We start from the raw sequence: 16654 nt of genomic DNA, 5'->3' as shown, positions 1-16654 counted from the left end.
ATGTCGGCTACGCCAATGCCGTGCCACCTCGACTCACAGGACGCCATTCGGCGACAAAATGTCGGACCAGCTGTCCGTTGACGATCGAGCGGGGCTCGCAGTTACCGCATGCGCACTCGCCCCACGAGAACTCCTACGAACCGGCGCCCTTCTGCTCGGCGACGCGCGACTACAGCCAGCCCTCATCGCGGCCCTTGATCAGGGCTTCGGTTCGGTTATCGACTTCGAGTTTCGTATACAGGGCGCGTAGAAGGCGAAACATCATCCGCTCTGAGTAGCCGGCCCTGGTGGCAATCTGCGCGACGCTATCACCGTGCGCGAGTTGCCGAAGCCAGTCCCGCTCGGTGCTCGATGGTCGACCGGATTCCGTCGTCCCGTCGTTGTATGAGGCGTTCTCGGCCAGCGCTCGGAGGACCGCTGTCGGCACGAGGCTGCTGCCGCGTACAGCCGCGTTGAATACTTCCCGCAGAACCGGGGGCGTCGCGGTGCGCGGTAGGACGCCAGCGGCGCCCGCAGATAGCGCCCGCACGTACGTGTGCACGCTGGCTTCGTCGAGCACAGCGAGGATTTTGGTCTCGGCGCGAACGCGGCATAGTTCCGGCAGCAGGGCCCAGTCCTCGGCCGTCTGGACCGTGAACAGGGCCAGACGGGGCTCATCAACGCCGACCCATGCCAAGAGATTCTCGGGTGACTCGGTAGGGAATCCGGCCTCCGCTAATGCTGCCTGTACGCCATGACGGAAGATGGGTAGCGGATCGGCGACGGCGACACGGAGCATCGTCAGTGCGGGCGCTTCCTTCTTCTCTGAGAGATCAGTGGCGCGATCTTCGCGGAGCGCGACGACGATCGTGGGGGCGCTATCCCCAACGCGTCGCGGTCTGACGCGATCGGACGCGATCCTGGCGTCGTCGTTGCGTCATGGTTCCGCTTCCGACCCCTTAACCTGCGCAGACATCCCTTACCACAGTGATAGGCAGAGCATAGTGGGGCGCTTGGTGGGGCTTCGGTCTGGCAAGCGGTTCCAGCGCTCTGGCTCTCGTGGTGTAGGACTGCAATAACTCTATGAATCACTATGACTACTATGCGTCATAGACCGGCGTGACCGTAGTGACGGACCCTTTCGTACGAGCCTGTATGGAAGGTGCCCGCTGTGTCGCAAGTAGAGTGCTCGCCGATCAGCCCTGCCTTTCCTTCCCAAGTCCCCGGCCCAGGCCAGGTCGTCGAGGTGAGAGGCTCTACTTGGGCGGTCTCTCGGGTAGACGAACAGGGCCTGCCCCGCAGTCCCGCCGACGAGACGATCGCGGCCCTCAACCACACCGTCACTCTCCAGGCCCTCGATGAGGATCGGCTCGGGGAAGAGCTGACGGTCGTCTGGGAGCTGGAGGTCGGCCACACCGTCACGCCAGCCCAAGGCCTGCCTACTAGCCTCAACCCGGAAGCTTTCGACGACCCGAATATCTTCGCCGCATTCGTCGATGCGATGCGCTGGGGTGCTGTGACCTCCGCTGATGACCGCAGTCTTCAGGCTCCGTTCCACAGTGGTGTTGCGGTGCAGGCCTATCAGCTGGAGCCACTGCGTCGGGCCCTGTCCTCGCCGCGGACCAACCTACTGCTGGGCGATGACGTCGGGCTCGGAAAGACGATCGAAGCCGGCCTGGTGATCCAGGAGTTGCTGCTACGGCACCGCGCCCGAACCGTCGTCGTGGTCTGCCCGCCGAGCCTCGCGCTGAAGTGGCAGGACGAGATGCGCGACAAGTTCGGCCTGGAGTTCACGATTGTCGACAGCGAGATGCTGCGGACCGTGCGGCACCGCTACGGTCTGCATGCCAACCCGTTCCAGCTCTTTCCTCGGATTATCGTCAGCATGGTCTGGCTGCCGCAGGTCAGGGCTCAACGGATGCTGCGCGACCTCTACGGGCAAGCCGAGCGGCTCAACGCGGGACGTCACTACACCTTTGACATTCTCGTGGTGGACGAGGCACACCATGTCGCTCCGTCGGGCCCGTCGACGGTCGGCGGAGGGCGCGGCTATGCCGTCGACACCCAACGTACGATCGCGGTCCGCGAGCTGGCCGAGCGGTGCGAGCATCGCCTGTTCCTCAGCGCCACCCCGCACAACGGTCATCCGGAATCGTTCACCGCGCTGATGGAGATGATCGACTCCCGGCGGTTCACCCGCGGCGCGCTGCTCGACGAGCGTGCGCTACGCGAGGTGACCGTCCGGCGGCTCAAGTCCGACCTGCCCGATCTGGGCTTCCGCCCGCGCGAGCTGCGCGTCCTGTCGTTCGTTCCGCACGACGACGAGCAGGAGATGTTCGGTGTGCTGGACCGCATCCTGACCCAAAGCGCGAAGGCCAACCGCACCGGCGCTTCCGGGGACATCACCGCGATGCTCTTCAAGAAGCGCTTCCTGTCCAGCCCGTGGGCGTTCGGCACAACCCTGCGCGGCTATCTTGACGCGCGACTGCCCGGTCGGCTCTCGGCTGACCTGGAGTACGACGACATCCTCGGCGACGGACAGTCCGACGAGGAAGAAGGGCTCTGGAAGCAGGACGAGGCCATAGTCCTCCGGCAGACCAAGGTCACCGATCCGCTCGTCGGCGCTGATCCCGGCGAGCTGGAGCGGCTGGCCGAGTGGGGGCTGGGTTTCGAGAGCCGGCCGGATTCGCGCCTGGACGCCCTGCTGACATTCCTCGACGTGGTCTGCCGACCGGACGGCAGGTGGTCAAACGAGCGGGTGGTCGTCTTCACCGAGTACGTCGACACGCTGGAGTGGGTCCGCCGGGTCCTGGTCCAGCAGGGCTATGGCGACGTGCTGGAAGTCATCCGGGGCTCGACGTCGACGGCGGAGCGGGAGCTGATCCGGGAGGCGTTCACCGCCTCCCCCGCCAAGTCCGACGTCCGGGTCCTGCTCGCCACGGACGCGGCCGGCGAAGGCATCGACCTCCAGCACCACTGCCACCGGTTGGTCAACCTCGACATCCCCTTCAACCCCTCCCGGCTGGAGCAACGGATCGGGCGGATCGACCGGTACGGCCAGCCGGAGGCCCCGCTGATCTACCACTTCCTCCCGGACCGCACGGCCACGATGTACGTCGCCGACATGGAGTTCATGGCACGGATCGCGAAGAAGATCGTCCAGGTCGCTCGCGACCTCGGCTCGGCCAACCAGGTCATCAGCGAGGAGATTCAGGCTCACTTCACCCGGTCGAGCACCAGCCGGCGCAAGAAGACGGCCATCGACGGCAACACGGTCATCACCCGGGCCCTGGCCGGCGGGCTGGACCTCAACGCCCGACTCACTCAGCTCGAACGGGGCTACTCCGACAGGAAGGCCGCCCTGCACCTGGAGCCGGCGAACCTGCGCCGGGTCGTGGATGCCGCGTTGCGGATCAGCCGCCAGCCGCTGCTGCGGCCGATCCCCGAGGAAGACAGCACGGCGGAGGTCTTCGCCGTCCCGGTGCTCGGACCGGCGTGGCAGGGCACGCTTCGCGGCCTGGATACCCGACTCAGCCCCGGGGTATGGCGATCGATCACGTTCGACGATCGGCTCGCCGAGAGCCGAGACGACCTCGTCTATGTCCACCTCGGGCACCCGCTGGTTCGGAAGGCGCAACGGTTGCTACGCCGCTCCCTGTGGAGCGCGGAGGCCCCGCTGGAGCGGGTGACCGCAGTCGTGGTCGACGGCTTGGCGGAGTCCTTCGCCGCCGCCGTCACGCGGATGGTGCTCATCGGCAGGGGCGGGCTCCGGCTGCACGAGGAGGTCTTCCTCGTCGGGGTTCGGCTGCGTGGCCGGCGAGCGCTGGCCGAGGAACGCGCCGAACACTTGCTCGACCAGACGCTCGACGCTCCGAACCTGAGCCTGGCCGAGCCGGAGATCCGGGCCGATCTGGCCGCCGAGTGGAACCAGCCGAGTTCTCCGCTGCGCGCCCGCCTGCAGGAGTCGATGACCCGTCGCGCGGAAGCCCGCCACCAACGCGTCAACGCCCAACTGGTCGGGCGACGCCAAACTGACACGGTGCGGGCTCGGGAGATCTTCGCCGCGTTCCGCCGCAACCTCGACGAGTCACTCAACCAACTCGCCGCCGCTGAGTTGGAGGACGAGCTCCGGCTCTGGCCTGATGAGCAACAGCGTCAGCGCCGTCACGACATCGAGGCGATGCGCCGCCGCCGCGACGAACTGGGCGACGAGGAGCGCCGCGAGGTCGCCGCGATCGCCGAGCGGTACCGCGACGTCAAGCAGCACAAGATCGCCGCCGCTGTGGTCTTCGCGCTCACCCCCCAGGACGCCCTGCCCGGCGGAGACCACTGATGGCGCCCGTCCATACCCGCCGGCCGACCGCCAGTGAGCTGCACCGGGGCTGGCTGACGCTGGTCGACGCCGACGGACCCTTCCTAGCCGTCCCGCCGCTCAAACGTGTCTGGCCCCACGGCATGCCAGCCCTCGGCGCCGACCGACTCGACGCGCTGCGGGCGGCCAAACAGGCATTCGACCACGCCTGGGAGGACGTCGACCTCGACCCGGACAACGAAGCCGTCCGGGCGAAGTACACGAACGCGCGGGACGAGTGGGTCCAGGCCGTGTTAGGGGACGTCGTGGGCTGGCGCGAATTGTTGGTGTGGGGACCGGAGAACATCCGAGGTGTCTCCATCCGCTCACCCAATCGCCAGGTGACCGTCGCACCGACCGCGGCGCTGAGCGGCCCTGACGGGCTCGCCGCACTGGTCAGCGTCGTGGAGCGCAGTGAGGACCTGCGTGCGGCCGGGACCGACGGCTGGGCCGCCAACGCGATCGACCGGATGGCAGAGATGCTCCGTCGTGCGGGCGTTGAGATTGGCGTCGTCACCGACGGACGCTGGTGGGCCCTGGTCTGCGCGCGACCCAAGGCGACGGTCACCTCCGGCATCGTTGACGCGCTGACCTGGGTCGAGGAGCCGCTAGCTCGCGATGCCTTTCTGACACTGCTCGGCCGGCAGTATCTGATCGGTGGCGCTACCGACGAGCGCCTGCCCTGGCTGTTCAATGAATCGGTCGCCGCCGCCGAAGAGGTCACCGAGGCTCTCGGCGCACAGGTCCGGCGAGCCGTTCAATGGCTGATCCAGGCCTTCGCCGAGACGGCGGCCGAGTCCCGGCGACGTGGCCTGGCCGACCCGTTGCCCGCCGATCCCGACGAGACCTACGCCGCGGCGGTCACCGTCATGATGCGCGTGGTGTTCCTACTTTTCGCCGAGGAACGCGGCCTATTGCCGCAGAGCCTGCTCTTCCGCGCCGGGTACGGCGTCAGCGACGAACTGGACGCCCTGGAGCGCCGGGTGCTCGATGAGGGAGAGGAGTCGCTGGACAGCACGTTCCTGACTTGGCACCGGCTCCTCGCCACCAGTCAGGCGCTCTACCAGGGAGCCTCCTTTGAAGACATGCGGATGCCGGCCTACGGCGGCTCGCTGTTCGACCCCGACCGGTTCGGCTTCCTGACCGCCACCAACGACAACGGAACGTTGGCTCTGCCGGTCTCCGACCGCGTGCTGCTGCACCTCCTACGCGCGGTCCAGATCGCCCAGCTCGGAGCGGCCGGCGCCCGCCGAATCTCCTTCCGCGAGATCGACGTCGAGCAGATCGGCTACATCTACGAGAACCTACTCGGCTACACCTGCGTGACCGTCTGTCGGGACGTCCTGGTCGGCCTGGTCGGCCTGGTCGGCGCGTCCAGGGCCGCGCCGGAAGTCCCGCTGAGCGTGCTGGAGGCGCTCGCGGCAGCGTATCCGGGCCCAGCCGCGTTGGCCGCCGCGATTGTCGGCTGGCTCAAAGAGAACCGACCTGGGGCTCGACCGCTGCGTGTCCACGCCCTCGCGAAGCTACTGGCGAGCAATCCGACCGAGGACGCTGAGCGCGAGCTGCGGGCGATCTCGGCCGACGACGAGAAATTGCGGAGCCGGTTACGCCGCTGGGCCGCAATAACCCGCCGCGACCTGCGGGGCCGTCCCACCATCGTCCTCGATGGCGGCCTCCTGGTCACCGAGACTCCCTCGCGCCGGAACGCCGGCGCCCACTACACGCCCAGCGACCTGGCGATGGAGGTAGTCGCTCACGCGCTCAAGCCGCTGTGTTATTCCCCAGGCCCTTATCAGACTCCCGACGAGAACGCCTGGAAGCCGCTCGGCCCCGGCGAACTTCTCAGGCTCAAAGTAGTCGACATCGCCGCTGGCTCCGGGGCGTTCCTCGTTGCCGCCGCCCGTTATCTTGGCGACCGGCTGGTCGAGGCATGGATTGAGGAGGATCCAGCCAACGCCCACCAGCGCGACCTGCGTCAGCACGCGATCCGCGAGGTGGTGGCCCGCTGCATCTACGGGGCGGACATCAACGCCATGGCCGTCGAGATGTGCAAACTCTCGCTCTGGCTGGTTTCCCTCGACCCCCACCTGCCGTTCTCGTTCGTCGACGACAAGATTCTGCACGGTAACTCCTTACTCGGCCTGGTCAGCCTCCGGCAGCTACGGTCGCTGCACATCGACCCGCCCGAACACGTCCAGCCCAGGCTGGCCACCCTGGACATGGACCGCGAGTTGCGTCGCGTCATAGCTCTCCGAACCGAGCTGGCCGGTGAGGTCAAGGAGCATGACCCGCAGCGCAGCACCAACGCCAAGCGGCGCCAGCTCGCCCTCCAGCGCGCCCTGACCGCCCAGCTAACCGAGATCGCCGATGGTGTGGTCGCAGCCGGGCTGAAGCTGGGCGGCAAGCCCGGTCGAGCACTGGACGACGCCTACGCCGACCTTGCCGACGCCGTGGGCAAGGCTCTGCCACCGGACGGTGACGACCAGGACTCAGAAGCCCTCCGGCAGATCATCGACGAGGGCCTGACGCCGATCGTGCAGACCGACTACCGCCGCTGGAAGCCGCTGCACTGGGTGCTGGAGGTGCCGGACGTCATGATCGGCCACGGCGGCTTCGACGCAGTAATCGGTAACCCGCCCTTCCTCGGTGGGCAGAAGCTCACCGGGGCGATGGGGATGGATGTGCGGGACTGGTTCGTCAACCAGGTGGCGGGCGGGGCGCGGGGCAGCGCCGACCTCGCGGCCTACTTCCTGCTCCGGGCTGCTCGGCTACTTCGGCCAGCGGGAACCCTCGGGTTGCTGGCCACCAACACCCTGGCGCAGGGCGACAGTCGGGCAGTTGGGCTGGATCAGCTTGTCGCGCAGGGCATGACGCTCACTCGCGCGGTCCAGAGCTCGCCGTGGCCCTCGGCCAGCGCCAACCTGGAGTACGCAGCGGTCTGGGGGGTCCAAGGGCCGGTCGCGGAAGCGGCCCATCGAACTGCCGACGGGATCGTGGTGCCGCGAATCTCGACGTTGCTGGAGCCGGCTGGACAGGTCGAGGGTGCGCCCGCACGCCTGGTAGAGAACGCAAATATCGCGTTCATCGGCTGCTATGTGTTGGGCATGGGCTTCGTGCTGGAGCCCGAGGAAGCCCAGGAGTGGATCACTGAGGACGCACGCGATTGTGAGGTCCTCTTTCCCTACCTCAACGGTGAAGACCTCAATTCTCGGCCCGACTGTTCGCCGTCGCGATGGGTGATCGATTTCAACGACCGCTGCGAGATCTGCGCCCGCCGGCACCCGGTGCCGTTCGACCGCGTGCGCAGCGCTGTCCTTCCGGAACGACGGAACAACAACCGGAAGATCTACCGGGACAACTGGTGGCTCTTCGCCGAACGGCGGCCCGCCCTTCGACGAGCCATCACGCCAATGCACGAGGTGTTGGTAATTGCGCTGGTCAGCAAGTCCGTGATGCCGATGCGGGTTCCGACCGGTCAAGTCTTCAGCCACATGCTGGGGGTTTTCGCGACCGACTCCTACGCCGACCAGGCCGTGCTGTCCTCCAGCCTCCACCAGCTCTGGGCCATCACGTACGGCTCGACACTGGAGACGCGGGTGCGCTACACCCCCTCAGACGTGTTCGAGACCTTTCCCCGGCCAACCGCTACTCCGCGCCTGATCGAAGCCGGCAAGAAGCTCGACATCGAACGGCGGGAGATCATGCTCCGTCGCCAGCTCGGCGTCACCAAGCTCTACAACCTGGTCAATGACCCCGGCCTACCCGACGGCGACGACCCCGACGTCGCCCGGATGCGCCGGCTCCACATCGAGCTCGACCAGACAGTCCTCGCCGCCTACGGCTGGTCGGACGTCGTCCTTGACCACGGCTTCCACACCTACCGGCAGATGATCCGCTGGACGTTCAGTCCGGCCGCCCGGGTGGAGATCCTCGATCGGCTCCTGGCTGAGAGCCTGCGTCGGGCCGCCGCCCAGCCGAAGCAGGGCAAGCGCGTGGCGAACGCCCGTAAAGGGCTCGTCAACGAGACACAAGGGACGCTGCTGTGACGACCTACTCACCCGATTACCAACTCAACCACGACTTGGACGGCACCTCGTACGCCGTACGCGAGAACCTGGTGGACATCCTCGAACGGGAGCTGCTCGGGCCGGCTGGCGGCCCCGAGGAGTTCCTCCCGGTCAGCCCGCGCCAGGTCTACCTGGTCGGGCACATCGCGCCTTCCCGCCTGGCCGAAGGGCAGACTGACCCCGAAAGCTCCGAGGACGGCTACGGCCTGGTTGGCATCCGCACCGATCAGGAGGGGCAGCGCGAGCAATCAGGGATCCCGGCCGAGGCAGCCGAGGACACCACCGCCGAAGACCAAGACGACGACAGCGAGGACCGCGGACCCCGGCAGGGACTGATGATCCCGGCCTCCATGGGGCTGCGGTTCCAGATCCCCGATGACTTAGCCGAATTCACCGTCACGGCGTCCTGGGGCACCTACAAGAGCGTCAAAACCGAGCACACAGACAAGAAAGGACGCTCGATCCGCGGCTACCGGCGGATCCCTGTGGTGATCACCGAGACCATCACTGCCGCTGAGCTGGTGCCGGGCCGGACCTACACTCGGCCCCTCACCGGCCAGATCAAACTCCAGATCGACGCCTACGACGATGCTCGCTACCGACGCCGGCTGATCGAGATCGCGCTGTGCAACGACCGCGAGACGCCATCGATGATCCCGATCAGCGAGTGGCTGTTCCAGAGCAAACTGCAGGTCGAGGCCGGCGGTGATGAGGTGTTCTTCCCCGTCCGGGATGTCGTGGACCACGACTGGCCGGAGCATGACGTCGAACGACGCCGACTGGACCTGCAGTACCGCAACCGGCTCGAGTTCGCCGTCGGCCGAACCTGTTCAGTGGACTGGGCGGCGTCGGTCGGTGCCCGGCGCGCCACAGCGGTCTGGACGACTTGGTTGCCGATCGCCGAGACCTCGCAGACGCAAGCCCGCGCGGTCTCCGACGCCCAGCTGGGCATGGCCCACCTGGCCACCGCCACTCCGGAGGAAGTGCGCGCAGGGTTGGCGCCTCTGGTCGAGGGCTACGGGGCCTGGCTGGACGAGCAGGAAGCAAAGGCAGCCACGCTCCCCCCGCACCTCACCGAGGTAGCCGAGGACGCCATCAACGCCGCGCGACAGACCTGTGCCCGGCTGGTCGCCGGCCTCGATCACACCATCACCGATCGGGAGGCGTTCCGGTGCTTCCAATTCATGAACGAGGTCATGCGGGACCAGCGCATCCACTCGCAGATCTCCGCGCTGCGAAGCTCCGACCCCGACCTGACTCGGGACGAGGCACGACAGCAGGTCGACGACGACGAACAGAACCATCCCTCGACGTGGCGCCCATTCCAGCTCGCGTTCATCCTCATGCAGCTTCCCGCGCTCACCGATCCGACCGCCCCGACTCGTAGCGGCCAGATGGCCAAGGTAGAGCTCCTGTTCTTCCCGACCGGCGGCGGCAAAACCGAGGCATACCTGGGGTTGGCCGCCTACACCTTCGCGATCCGACGCCGGCAGGGCCTGGTCCAGTGTGCCGACGGTCCGCTGGACGGCGAGCCGGGCGTCGCAGTGCTGATGCGCTACACCCTGCGGCTGCTGACCGCCCAGCAGTTCCAGCGGGCGACCACCTTGGTGTGCGCTGCCGAGCTGGTCCGACGGCGGGACGAGGAGGTCTGGGGCAACGAACCGTTCCGGATCGGCTTGTGGGTCGGGACCGACGTCAGCCCCAAACGATGGGACGAGGCCAACGAGCAGCTGACCCGGGCCATGCCCGGTGGCCGGTACCGGCTGACCGTGCTCCAGGTCCAGCGTTGCCCGTGGTGCGGCACGCCGATCGAGGAGCGGAACGTCCGGGCGGAGAAGGCCACTCGCCGCGTCTTCGTCTACTGCGGCGACGAACTGGCCGAGTGTCCGTTCGCCCGCGGCGGGCAGGTCAGTGAGGGCCTTCCGGTGCTGACGGTGGACGAAGAGATCTACCGGATGCCGCCCGTGTTGGTCATCGCCACCGTCGACAAGTTCGCCCGGTTGGCTCGGGAGGGTGAGGCGGCCTCGCTCTTCGGGTACGTCAGCCGTCGTTGCGGCCGGCACGGTTATGTCCACCCCGACTACGCGGGCTGCGGGATCACCACCGAACACCGGGCCGAGGGCAAGGACCTGCCGGCCGCGGCCGTCCGGCCAGCCGGGCGACTGCGTCCGCCTGACCTGATCGTTCAGGACGAGCTGCACCTGATCACCGGCGCGTTGGGCACGTCAGTGGGACTGTTCGAGGCCGCGATCGAGACGCTCATGTGCTGGGAAACGCCGGAGGGCGAGCCGGTCCGGCCGATGATCGTCGCGTCGACAGCGACCGTGCGTAAGGCCGAGGACCAGGTGCGCGGCCTTTACGGGCGGGGCGTGGACGTTTTCCCGCCGCAGGTGCTCGACGCCGGGGACACCTACTTCTCCCAGGAGCTGGATCTTTCGCCGAAGTATCCGGGTCGGCGGTACGTCGGAGTCAGCGCGCAGGGCGTTCGTCTGTCCAGTGCCGAGATCCGGGTCGCTGAAGTCCTACTCCTTGCCGGACAGCTGCTTTTTGACCGCGCCGGGCTCGCCGCTGACCCGTACTTGACGCTCGTCGGGTACTTCAACGCCACCCGCGAGCTGGCCGGCATGGCCCGCTACCTGGCTGACGACGTCCAGACCAAGGTCCGCAGACCGCGTCAGGGCGCGGGGTTCCCGCAGCGCATGGGCTCCTACGGCAACCTGGTCACCGGCGAGCTGACCTCGCGGATCGCCTCGGCAGAGATCGGCCGAACCCTGGACAACCTCGCGCTGGAGTTTGACCCCTCGTACGGCACGACCGCGGCGCTGCGTCGCCGGCTGGAGGCGCAGGCCTCGGACGCGCGTGTCCCCCGACCGAAGACCGATCCGTACGACGTTGTGCTGGCCACGTCGATGCTCCAGGTCGGCGTTGACGTCCAGAGGCTGGGCCTGATGCTGGTCGTCGGGCAACCCAAGAACACTGCCGAGTACATCCAGGCCTCCTCCCGAGTTGGGCGCGACGGCAGGCGCCCCGGAGTGGTGGTGGCACTGGGCAACTGGGCACGCCCTCGCGATCTGGCTCACTTCGAACAGTTCCGGCACTATCACGAGACGTTTTACGCGCAAGTAGAAGCGCTGTCGGTCACGCCCTGCTCGCCGACCTCGCTGGAGCGAGGTATCGACGGCGTATTGGTCAGCGCGGCCCGGGTGAGCCAGGCGCACCTCCCTGACGGTTTGTCTCCTGAGCGCGGGGCGTTCCGGGTGCGAGACGAGGAGGAGGCGCTTCAGCGGCTCATCGATCGGCTGATGGCCCGCATTCAAAGTGCCGCGCAGCGCGACGGCCCGACCCTCCAGGCACGGCAGCGCCTAGAGAACCGGCTGGACCAGTGGAAAAGACGTGCCGGGCTGGCCATTTCCCGGCACAAGACCCTGGTCTATGAACGCACAGGAGACAAGGACGATCTCCTTCCGCTGCTGACTAGCCCGGAGAACGCACGGGCCTACCACGATCAGCCGGACCGGGCGCCGTTCGTCGTCTCGCACTCGATGAGAGAAGTGCAGCCGGACATCAACCTCCTGGTCAGTCCCATCGAGGATCGCCTGTTCGTAGAGGAGCCTCCAGACGTGCGCGGCTGGGAGTTCCCCGCCGGAGAGGACGATTGATGACGCCTGTGGAACCGGAGTCGATGATCTTCGAGTCCGTCGAGCCCTTGGACCCGCTGACAGACAGCGAGCAAACCCAGGTCAAGAACAGAGCCAAAGTCGGCTCCGCGCGCCCAGCGTCGCTGTTGTACACCTACGGCGTCGGCTCCATCATGGATCTGCCGCAGTTCTCGATCATGCCGGCGGGTCTGGACGATTGGGCACCGATCTGGAACCGCCGCCCCACGACCCCCACCATCGACGAGCCACGCCTACTCAAAGTCGTCCAGCTGCATCTACATTCGTCAGTGCGCGAGCTACGGCCGTTTCCGTGGCAGCCGAAGGCCCGAGCACAGTCGCAGGAGGGCTCCGACCTCGGAATCCCCGCCCGGGTATTCCCGCAGTGGTTACGCTGCACCGGCTGTGACTACCTGGGGCCGCTCTCCCGGTTCCAGTACACCAACATCCACCCGTTCCGACCTGACCTCGCGACTTTCCAGCACGTCAGCTGCCCAGGACGGAGGGCCGCCCCGGGACGGAAGGGCAAACGTCAGTCCAGACCGGCCGTGCCGGCCCGGTACCTGTTGGCCTGCGCCAACGGGCACGTCGAAGAGTTCCCCTACGCCCTCTGGGTCCACCGGGGAAATCCGTGCCCCGAGGCACCGTGCCCGCACCTGAAGCTGCGTGACAGTAACCTCGGGCAGGGCGCTGGCGCGGTCATCGGCTGCGAATCCTGCCAGGCGACCAGGCGGATGAGCGAGGCGCAGGGAGAGAGCGGGAAGCGCAAGCTGCCGCCCTGCCGGGGGCGTCACCCGCACCTCAACGCGTTCGATCGGCAGTGCGGACAGCCGACTGTCCTCATCATGATGGGTGCCTCGAATCTGTGGTTCGCCGCCACCCAGTCGGTGATCGTGATGCCCCGTTCGGAGCAGGAAAGCCGATCGTCGCTTGTCCTGGCGATCCGCGCGCACATAGCACCGGAGAAGATCGCCAAATACGGCGACGATGCGGAGTACGTCCGCGACCGGCTAGCCGGAAAGCACGACATCGCCGCAGTCAGCGACGAACAGTTGCTTATCGCGACCAAGGAAGCGCAGCAGCCGGGTCAGTCGGAAGACGAACGCAAGGCCGAGTTGCTCGACTGGGATCCGGTCAGCCTCCGGGTGCCGGAGTGGGACTACCTGCAACAGCCAGTCCTTTTCCCGCAACAGGACAACATCAGCGGGTTGATGGTGACCGCGATGCCGACCGGCGAGCGACTGCCCGAGGAGGTCAGCCGGGTGATCGCCGTCAACCGGATGAAGAAGGTCAACGCAGTACTGGGCTTCACCAGGATCGATGAGATGGACCGCGTCGCCGATCTGCCGGCCCGGCTGGTCAAGCTGACGAGGACTGGTCGACCGACCTGGGTGCCGGCGACCGAGGATCGCGGCGAGGGCATCTTCCTCCAGCTCGACGAGGACGCGGTCGTCGCGTGGGAGGAGCAGATCCGACCCACCGCACTCTGGGAGGCACATCGCTCCGCGCACGAGCAGAACTTCCGGCGCCGGTTCTCCGAAACCGCGGGCCAAGTGCACCCGGACACCCGGTTCCCTGAACCGCGCTACTGGCTGGTCCACACGTTCGCGCACATCCTCATCCGCGAGATGGCGATGACGTGCGGATACGGCGCGGCCAGTCTCAGCGAGCGGCTCTACGCCTGGCCCGGCGAGGCCGGAAGGGCGGCCGCTGCCGGGCTGCTGATCTGCACCACCGCGTCCGACAGCGAGGGCACGCTCGGTGGCCTGGTGGCGCTCAGCGAGCCGGAACAGTTGCAATCGCTGGTTCTGGACGCACTGCGGCGCGCGGCGCGCTGCTCGTCGGACCCCGTTTGCGGGCAACGCACACCGAGGCACGGCGAGGACTTCCTCCACGGGGCGGCCTGCCACTGCTGCTGTTTCGCCTCGGAGACCTCATGCGAACGAGCCAACCGCTTCCTCGACCGCCGATTCCTCCTAGACCTCCCCGCAATCGACGACCAGCGGGCACCCGGCTTCTTCAGGCCGACCCATGACCTCTGACCCATACAAGGCGCTCGGCGCGTTCCTCACCGCCTACGAGGCCGACCGTCTCGCGACTTGCTTTCAATCCGGCGTGACCACGATGCGAGCGCTCTCAGAGGTCCACGCGGGACGACGGACCGAAGCCCGACAGCTGCTTGCTGCGGCCGAGGTCGGTCACCGCCACCAGGAGGTGTCCGTCGCGGTTCTGCGGGCCATTGCCGGCGCCCGGTCGGTCCGGACCGGGGTGTCGCCAGTCTGGACGATGCCCGGATCGGAGGCGACGGACGGGCGCCTGACCAGAGAAGCCCAGCGGATCATCGATGAGGCCCGATTGTCGGTGGTCTGCTCCAGCTTCAACTTCAGCCAACGCTCGCAGATGTGGCCCGCGATACGGAAAGCGTCGGAGCGGCCGGGCGTGAGCGTCACGGTGTACCTGAACGCCCGCACGGGTCGGGCCGCGACGCTGGCGGCCGACGTCCCTCGGGCGACGGTCTACCGGACCAGGCGCAGAGCGGCAGGCCGGAAGGCAACCTTCGTCAGCCACGCGAAGTTCCTCATCGTTGATCGAGTGCTCGTCCTGGTGACCAGCGCCAACTTCTCCTACGAGGCTGAGAACAGCAACGTCGAGTTGGGCCTGCTGATCCACGACACCGCACTCGCCGGCTCCATCGAGTCGCTCATGCGAGAAAAGCACGGCGTCCTGTACGAGCGCGTCCCGCTCCCTGAATAGCGGCACGAGGAGGCGCGAGCCTGCCTGCGATCGCTGGATCAGGGCTGGACCAAGGCCAGGAAGTCTCAGCGCCAATGTCTTGGCCACCAAGAGATCACGCTTCCAGACCTCGGATGGCACCTCTTCGCTGGGCATCCTCGCCGCACTCACCCGCGCGTGCTCGCTGCTTCTGGTCATGACCCCGCGCGCCGTCACTTCGTAGCAGTTGCGTTGCAGGGTCGCCGGCCACGAGCTGGCCGCTTAGGGGAGGACGCCGGCGGTCGATGGATCCCAGGTGAGTCGCTAGCCCGGCGACTTGCGCCTGCCGAAAGGCGTTATCCATGATCCTGGTATGCCCGTTCTGCACTGACGTCGACGGCGTCGAACGCACCCCGCTCGGCCCCGGTATCTGGAGCTACACCTGCAGCCGGAGCCGGAACCATCCCGGTAGTGCGCCCTACACCTGGGAGGGCACCACGCAGGAAGCGATCACGCCCGACGCAATCGGTGGCCTCGCCGCCGAACTCTCACTCGCCACCGACCTCCTCGCCTGCCTCCGGCCCGGCGAATCATGGGTCGAGTACGGCGTCGTCGAACATCGCTACCGCCTGCTCCGGCCGGACAACTATCAAGTTCTGGCCGCGCATTTCGCGCCGAGCAAACTGTGCCTGCCCGAATTCGATGGTCTGGCCGGGTCCTCTCGGCAGGCCGGGTATTCAACCTCGGTCTATATCGCCCACACGCTCAGCCGAATGAGCCGGCGCGACGAGATCCACCTGCAGACCGGGCCTGCGACCGGGCCATGGAAGACCGCGTCGACCATCTCGTACTGGGCCCTGTCGCCGGCGCCGCCACCCGAGAGTCGGCTGACCTATCAGGCGTTCACCGAGCAGTACCCGCTCAGCCCCGCCGCGTAGGCGCCCGACAACCTGCCCCCACGAACTCCAGGGAACATCGCATGTCCTACATCTCTATCGAGGGACGCCGCGTCTACGTGGCCACCGGGACCAAGACGCAGACGGTCCGGGTGTGTACCGAGGCCAACGAACGAGGCGTCTGGGCGCATGAATTCCGTGTCGGCATCGAAGAGCAGCTCACGCCCTCCATGGTGGCCCGGCATTCGCTGATCACCGAGCTCTCCCAGTGGCTGGTCAGCGTGGGGGCGCGGGTCAAGACCTCGGGCTCGTCGACCTCGGGGACACACGCGCTGCCGCCGCGGACCGCGACGCCCCCACCTAGCCAAGTACCCCCGAGCCAGGCCTGGCTCGATGAGGCCGTTTCGCTGGTCGATGCGGCAATCGACAGGCTCGTCCGGGAGTTCCTCGAGCACCCGTATCTGCACCGGGTCGAGCATTCGTTGCACACCCGTCTCGTCGCCCTCCTGACCGAGAGCCCGCTCTTCACCGAGCGGGTCATGATCGGCGACAGCGGGCACCACACCCAGCCGGTCCACAAGGAATGGCCGGAGACCACCCCCAGACCGCAGAAAGACGGACGCCGAGGAAACTTCGATCTGGCCATTCTGAGCCCCGACCAGATACGGGCTGCGACGCTACTCGACTTCCGGCAGGGCCGGATCACCGCCGGCATCGCGATCGAGATGGGTCTGGACTACGGCTACAAACATCTGGCCGACGATCACGCCAAGCTGATCAACAGCGCAGTACCGGCCGGGTACCTGGTGGATTTCCGGCGCGACAGCGCGCCCGATCAACGCACCCGAGATCTGGTACTCAACCCGACCTCGCCGATCCGGACGGCCTACGCCCACCACCATCGGCGCAGCGGAGCCACCTTCAAGACCATCGGTAGCTCAGAGCTGGAATACCGGGACTGAATGAGCCACGGCGACGACGGCAGTCAATTCG

Annotated in this window: 8 protein-coding genes; 7 read left to right on the top strand and 1 reads right to left on the bottom strand. The window is 67.2% G+C overall.

Going from position 1 to position 16654, the window contains the following annotated elements; all coding sequences use genetic code 11:
• Positions 1-169 precede the first annotated feature (169 nt).
• Positions 170-778 (bottom strand): DNA-binding response regulator, encoded by a 609-nt coding sequence (locus ACGFY5_RS43580; protein ID WP_392730798.1) that lies wholly within the window; start codon positions 776-778, stop codon positions 170-172.
• Between the two features lie 372 nt (positions 779-1150).
• Here ACGFY5_RS43580 and drmD point away from each other — a divergent pair, with 372 nt between their 5' ends.
• From drmD to ACGFY5_RS43545, 7 genes are all read left to right on the top strand, one after another.
• Positions 1151-4312, top strand: a complete 3162-nt coding sequence (gene drmD / locus ACGFY5_RS43575) for a DISARM system SNF2-like helicase DrmD (RefSeq protein WP_392730796.1) — start codon at positions 1151-1153, stop codon at positions 4310-4312.
• Positions 4312-8376, top strand: a complete 4065-nt coding sequence (locus ACGFY5_RS43570; RefSeq protein WP_392730795.1) for an Eco57I restriction-modification methylase domain-containing protein — start codon at positions 4312-4314, stop codon at positions 8374-8376. Before drmD ends, ACGFY5_RS43570 begins: the two co-directional genes overlap by 1 nt.
• The gene (gene drmA, locus ACGFY5_RS43565) at positions 8373-12056 is read left to right on the top strand and encodes a DISARM system helicase DrmA (protein WP_392730793.1); all 3684 of its coding nucleotides are present in this window, start codon (positions 8373-8375) and stop codon (positions 12054-12056) included. The genes ACGFY5_RS43570 and drmA overlap by 4 nt, the downstream gene beginning before the upstream one ends.
• On the top strand, positions 12056-14095 hold the full coding sequence (gene drmB / locus ACGFY5_RS43560) for a DrmB family protein (RefSeq protein ID WP_392730792.1): 2040 nt from the start codon (positions 12056-12058) through the stop codon (positions 14093-14095). Before drmA ends, drmB begins: the two co-directional genes overlap by 1 nt.
• Positions 14085-14807 (top strand): DISARM system phospholipase D-like protein DrmC, encoded by a 723-nt coding sequence (gene drmC, locus ACGFY5_RS43555; protein WP_392730790.1) that lies wholly within the window; start codon positions 14085-14087, stop codon positions 14805-14807. Before drmB ends, drmC begins: the two co-directional genes overlap by 11 nt.
• Positions 14808-15127: 320 nt before the next feature.
• Positions 15128-15703, top strand: a complete 576-nt coding sequence (locus ACGFY5_RS43550) for a hypothetical protein (protein ID WP_392730789.1) — start codon at positions 15128-15130, stop codon at positions 15701-15703.
• A gap of 41 nt (positions 15704-15744) precedes the next feature.
• Positions 15745-16623, top strand: a complete 879-nt coding sequence (locus ACGFY5_RS43545) for a hypothetical protein (protein ID WP_392730788.1) — start codon at positions 15745-15747, stop codon at positions 16621-16623.
• The last annotated feature ends 31 nt before the right edge of the window (positions 16624-16654 follow it).

The sequence above is a fragment of the Cryptosporangium sp. NPDC048952 genome (assembly GCF_043197895.1).
Taxonomy (GTDB): Bacteria; Actinomycetota; Actinomycetes; order Mycobacteriales; family Cryptosporangiaceae; genus Cryptosporangium.
Note: the sequence above shows the minus strand (reverse complement) of the source record. Positions and strands in the feature narration are given on the sequence as shown.

Coding starts and splice junctions, on each gene's coding strand:
- ACGFY5_RS43580 (WP_392730798.1), bottom strand. CDS start 778: ATGCTCCGTGTCGCCGTCGCCGATCCGCTACCCATCTTCCGTCATGGC.
- ACGFY5_RS43570 (WP_392730795.1), top strand. CDS start 4,312: ATGGCGCCCGTCCATACCCGCCGGCCGACCGCCAGTGAGCTGCACCGG.
- drmB (WP_392730792.1), top strand. CDS start 12,056: ATGACGCCTGTGGAACCGGAGTCGATGATCTTCGAGTCCGTCGAGCCC.
- drmC (WP_392730790.1), top strand. CDS start 14,085: ATGACCTCTGACCCATACAAGGCGCTCGGCGCGTTCCTCACCGCCTAC.
- ACGFY5_RS43550 (WP_392730789.1), top strand. CDS start 15,128: ATGATCCTGGTATGCCCGTTCTGCACTGACGTCGACGGCGTCGAACGC.
- ACGFY5_RS43545 (WP_392730788.1), top strand. CDS start 15,745: ATGTCCTACATCTCTATCGAGGGACGCCGCGTCTACGTGGCCACCGGG.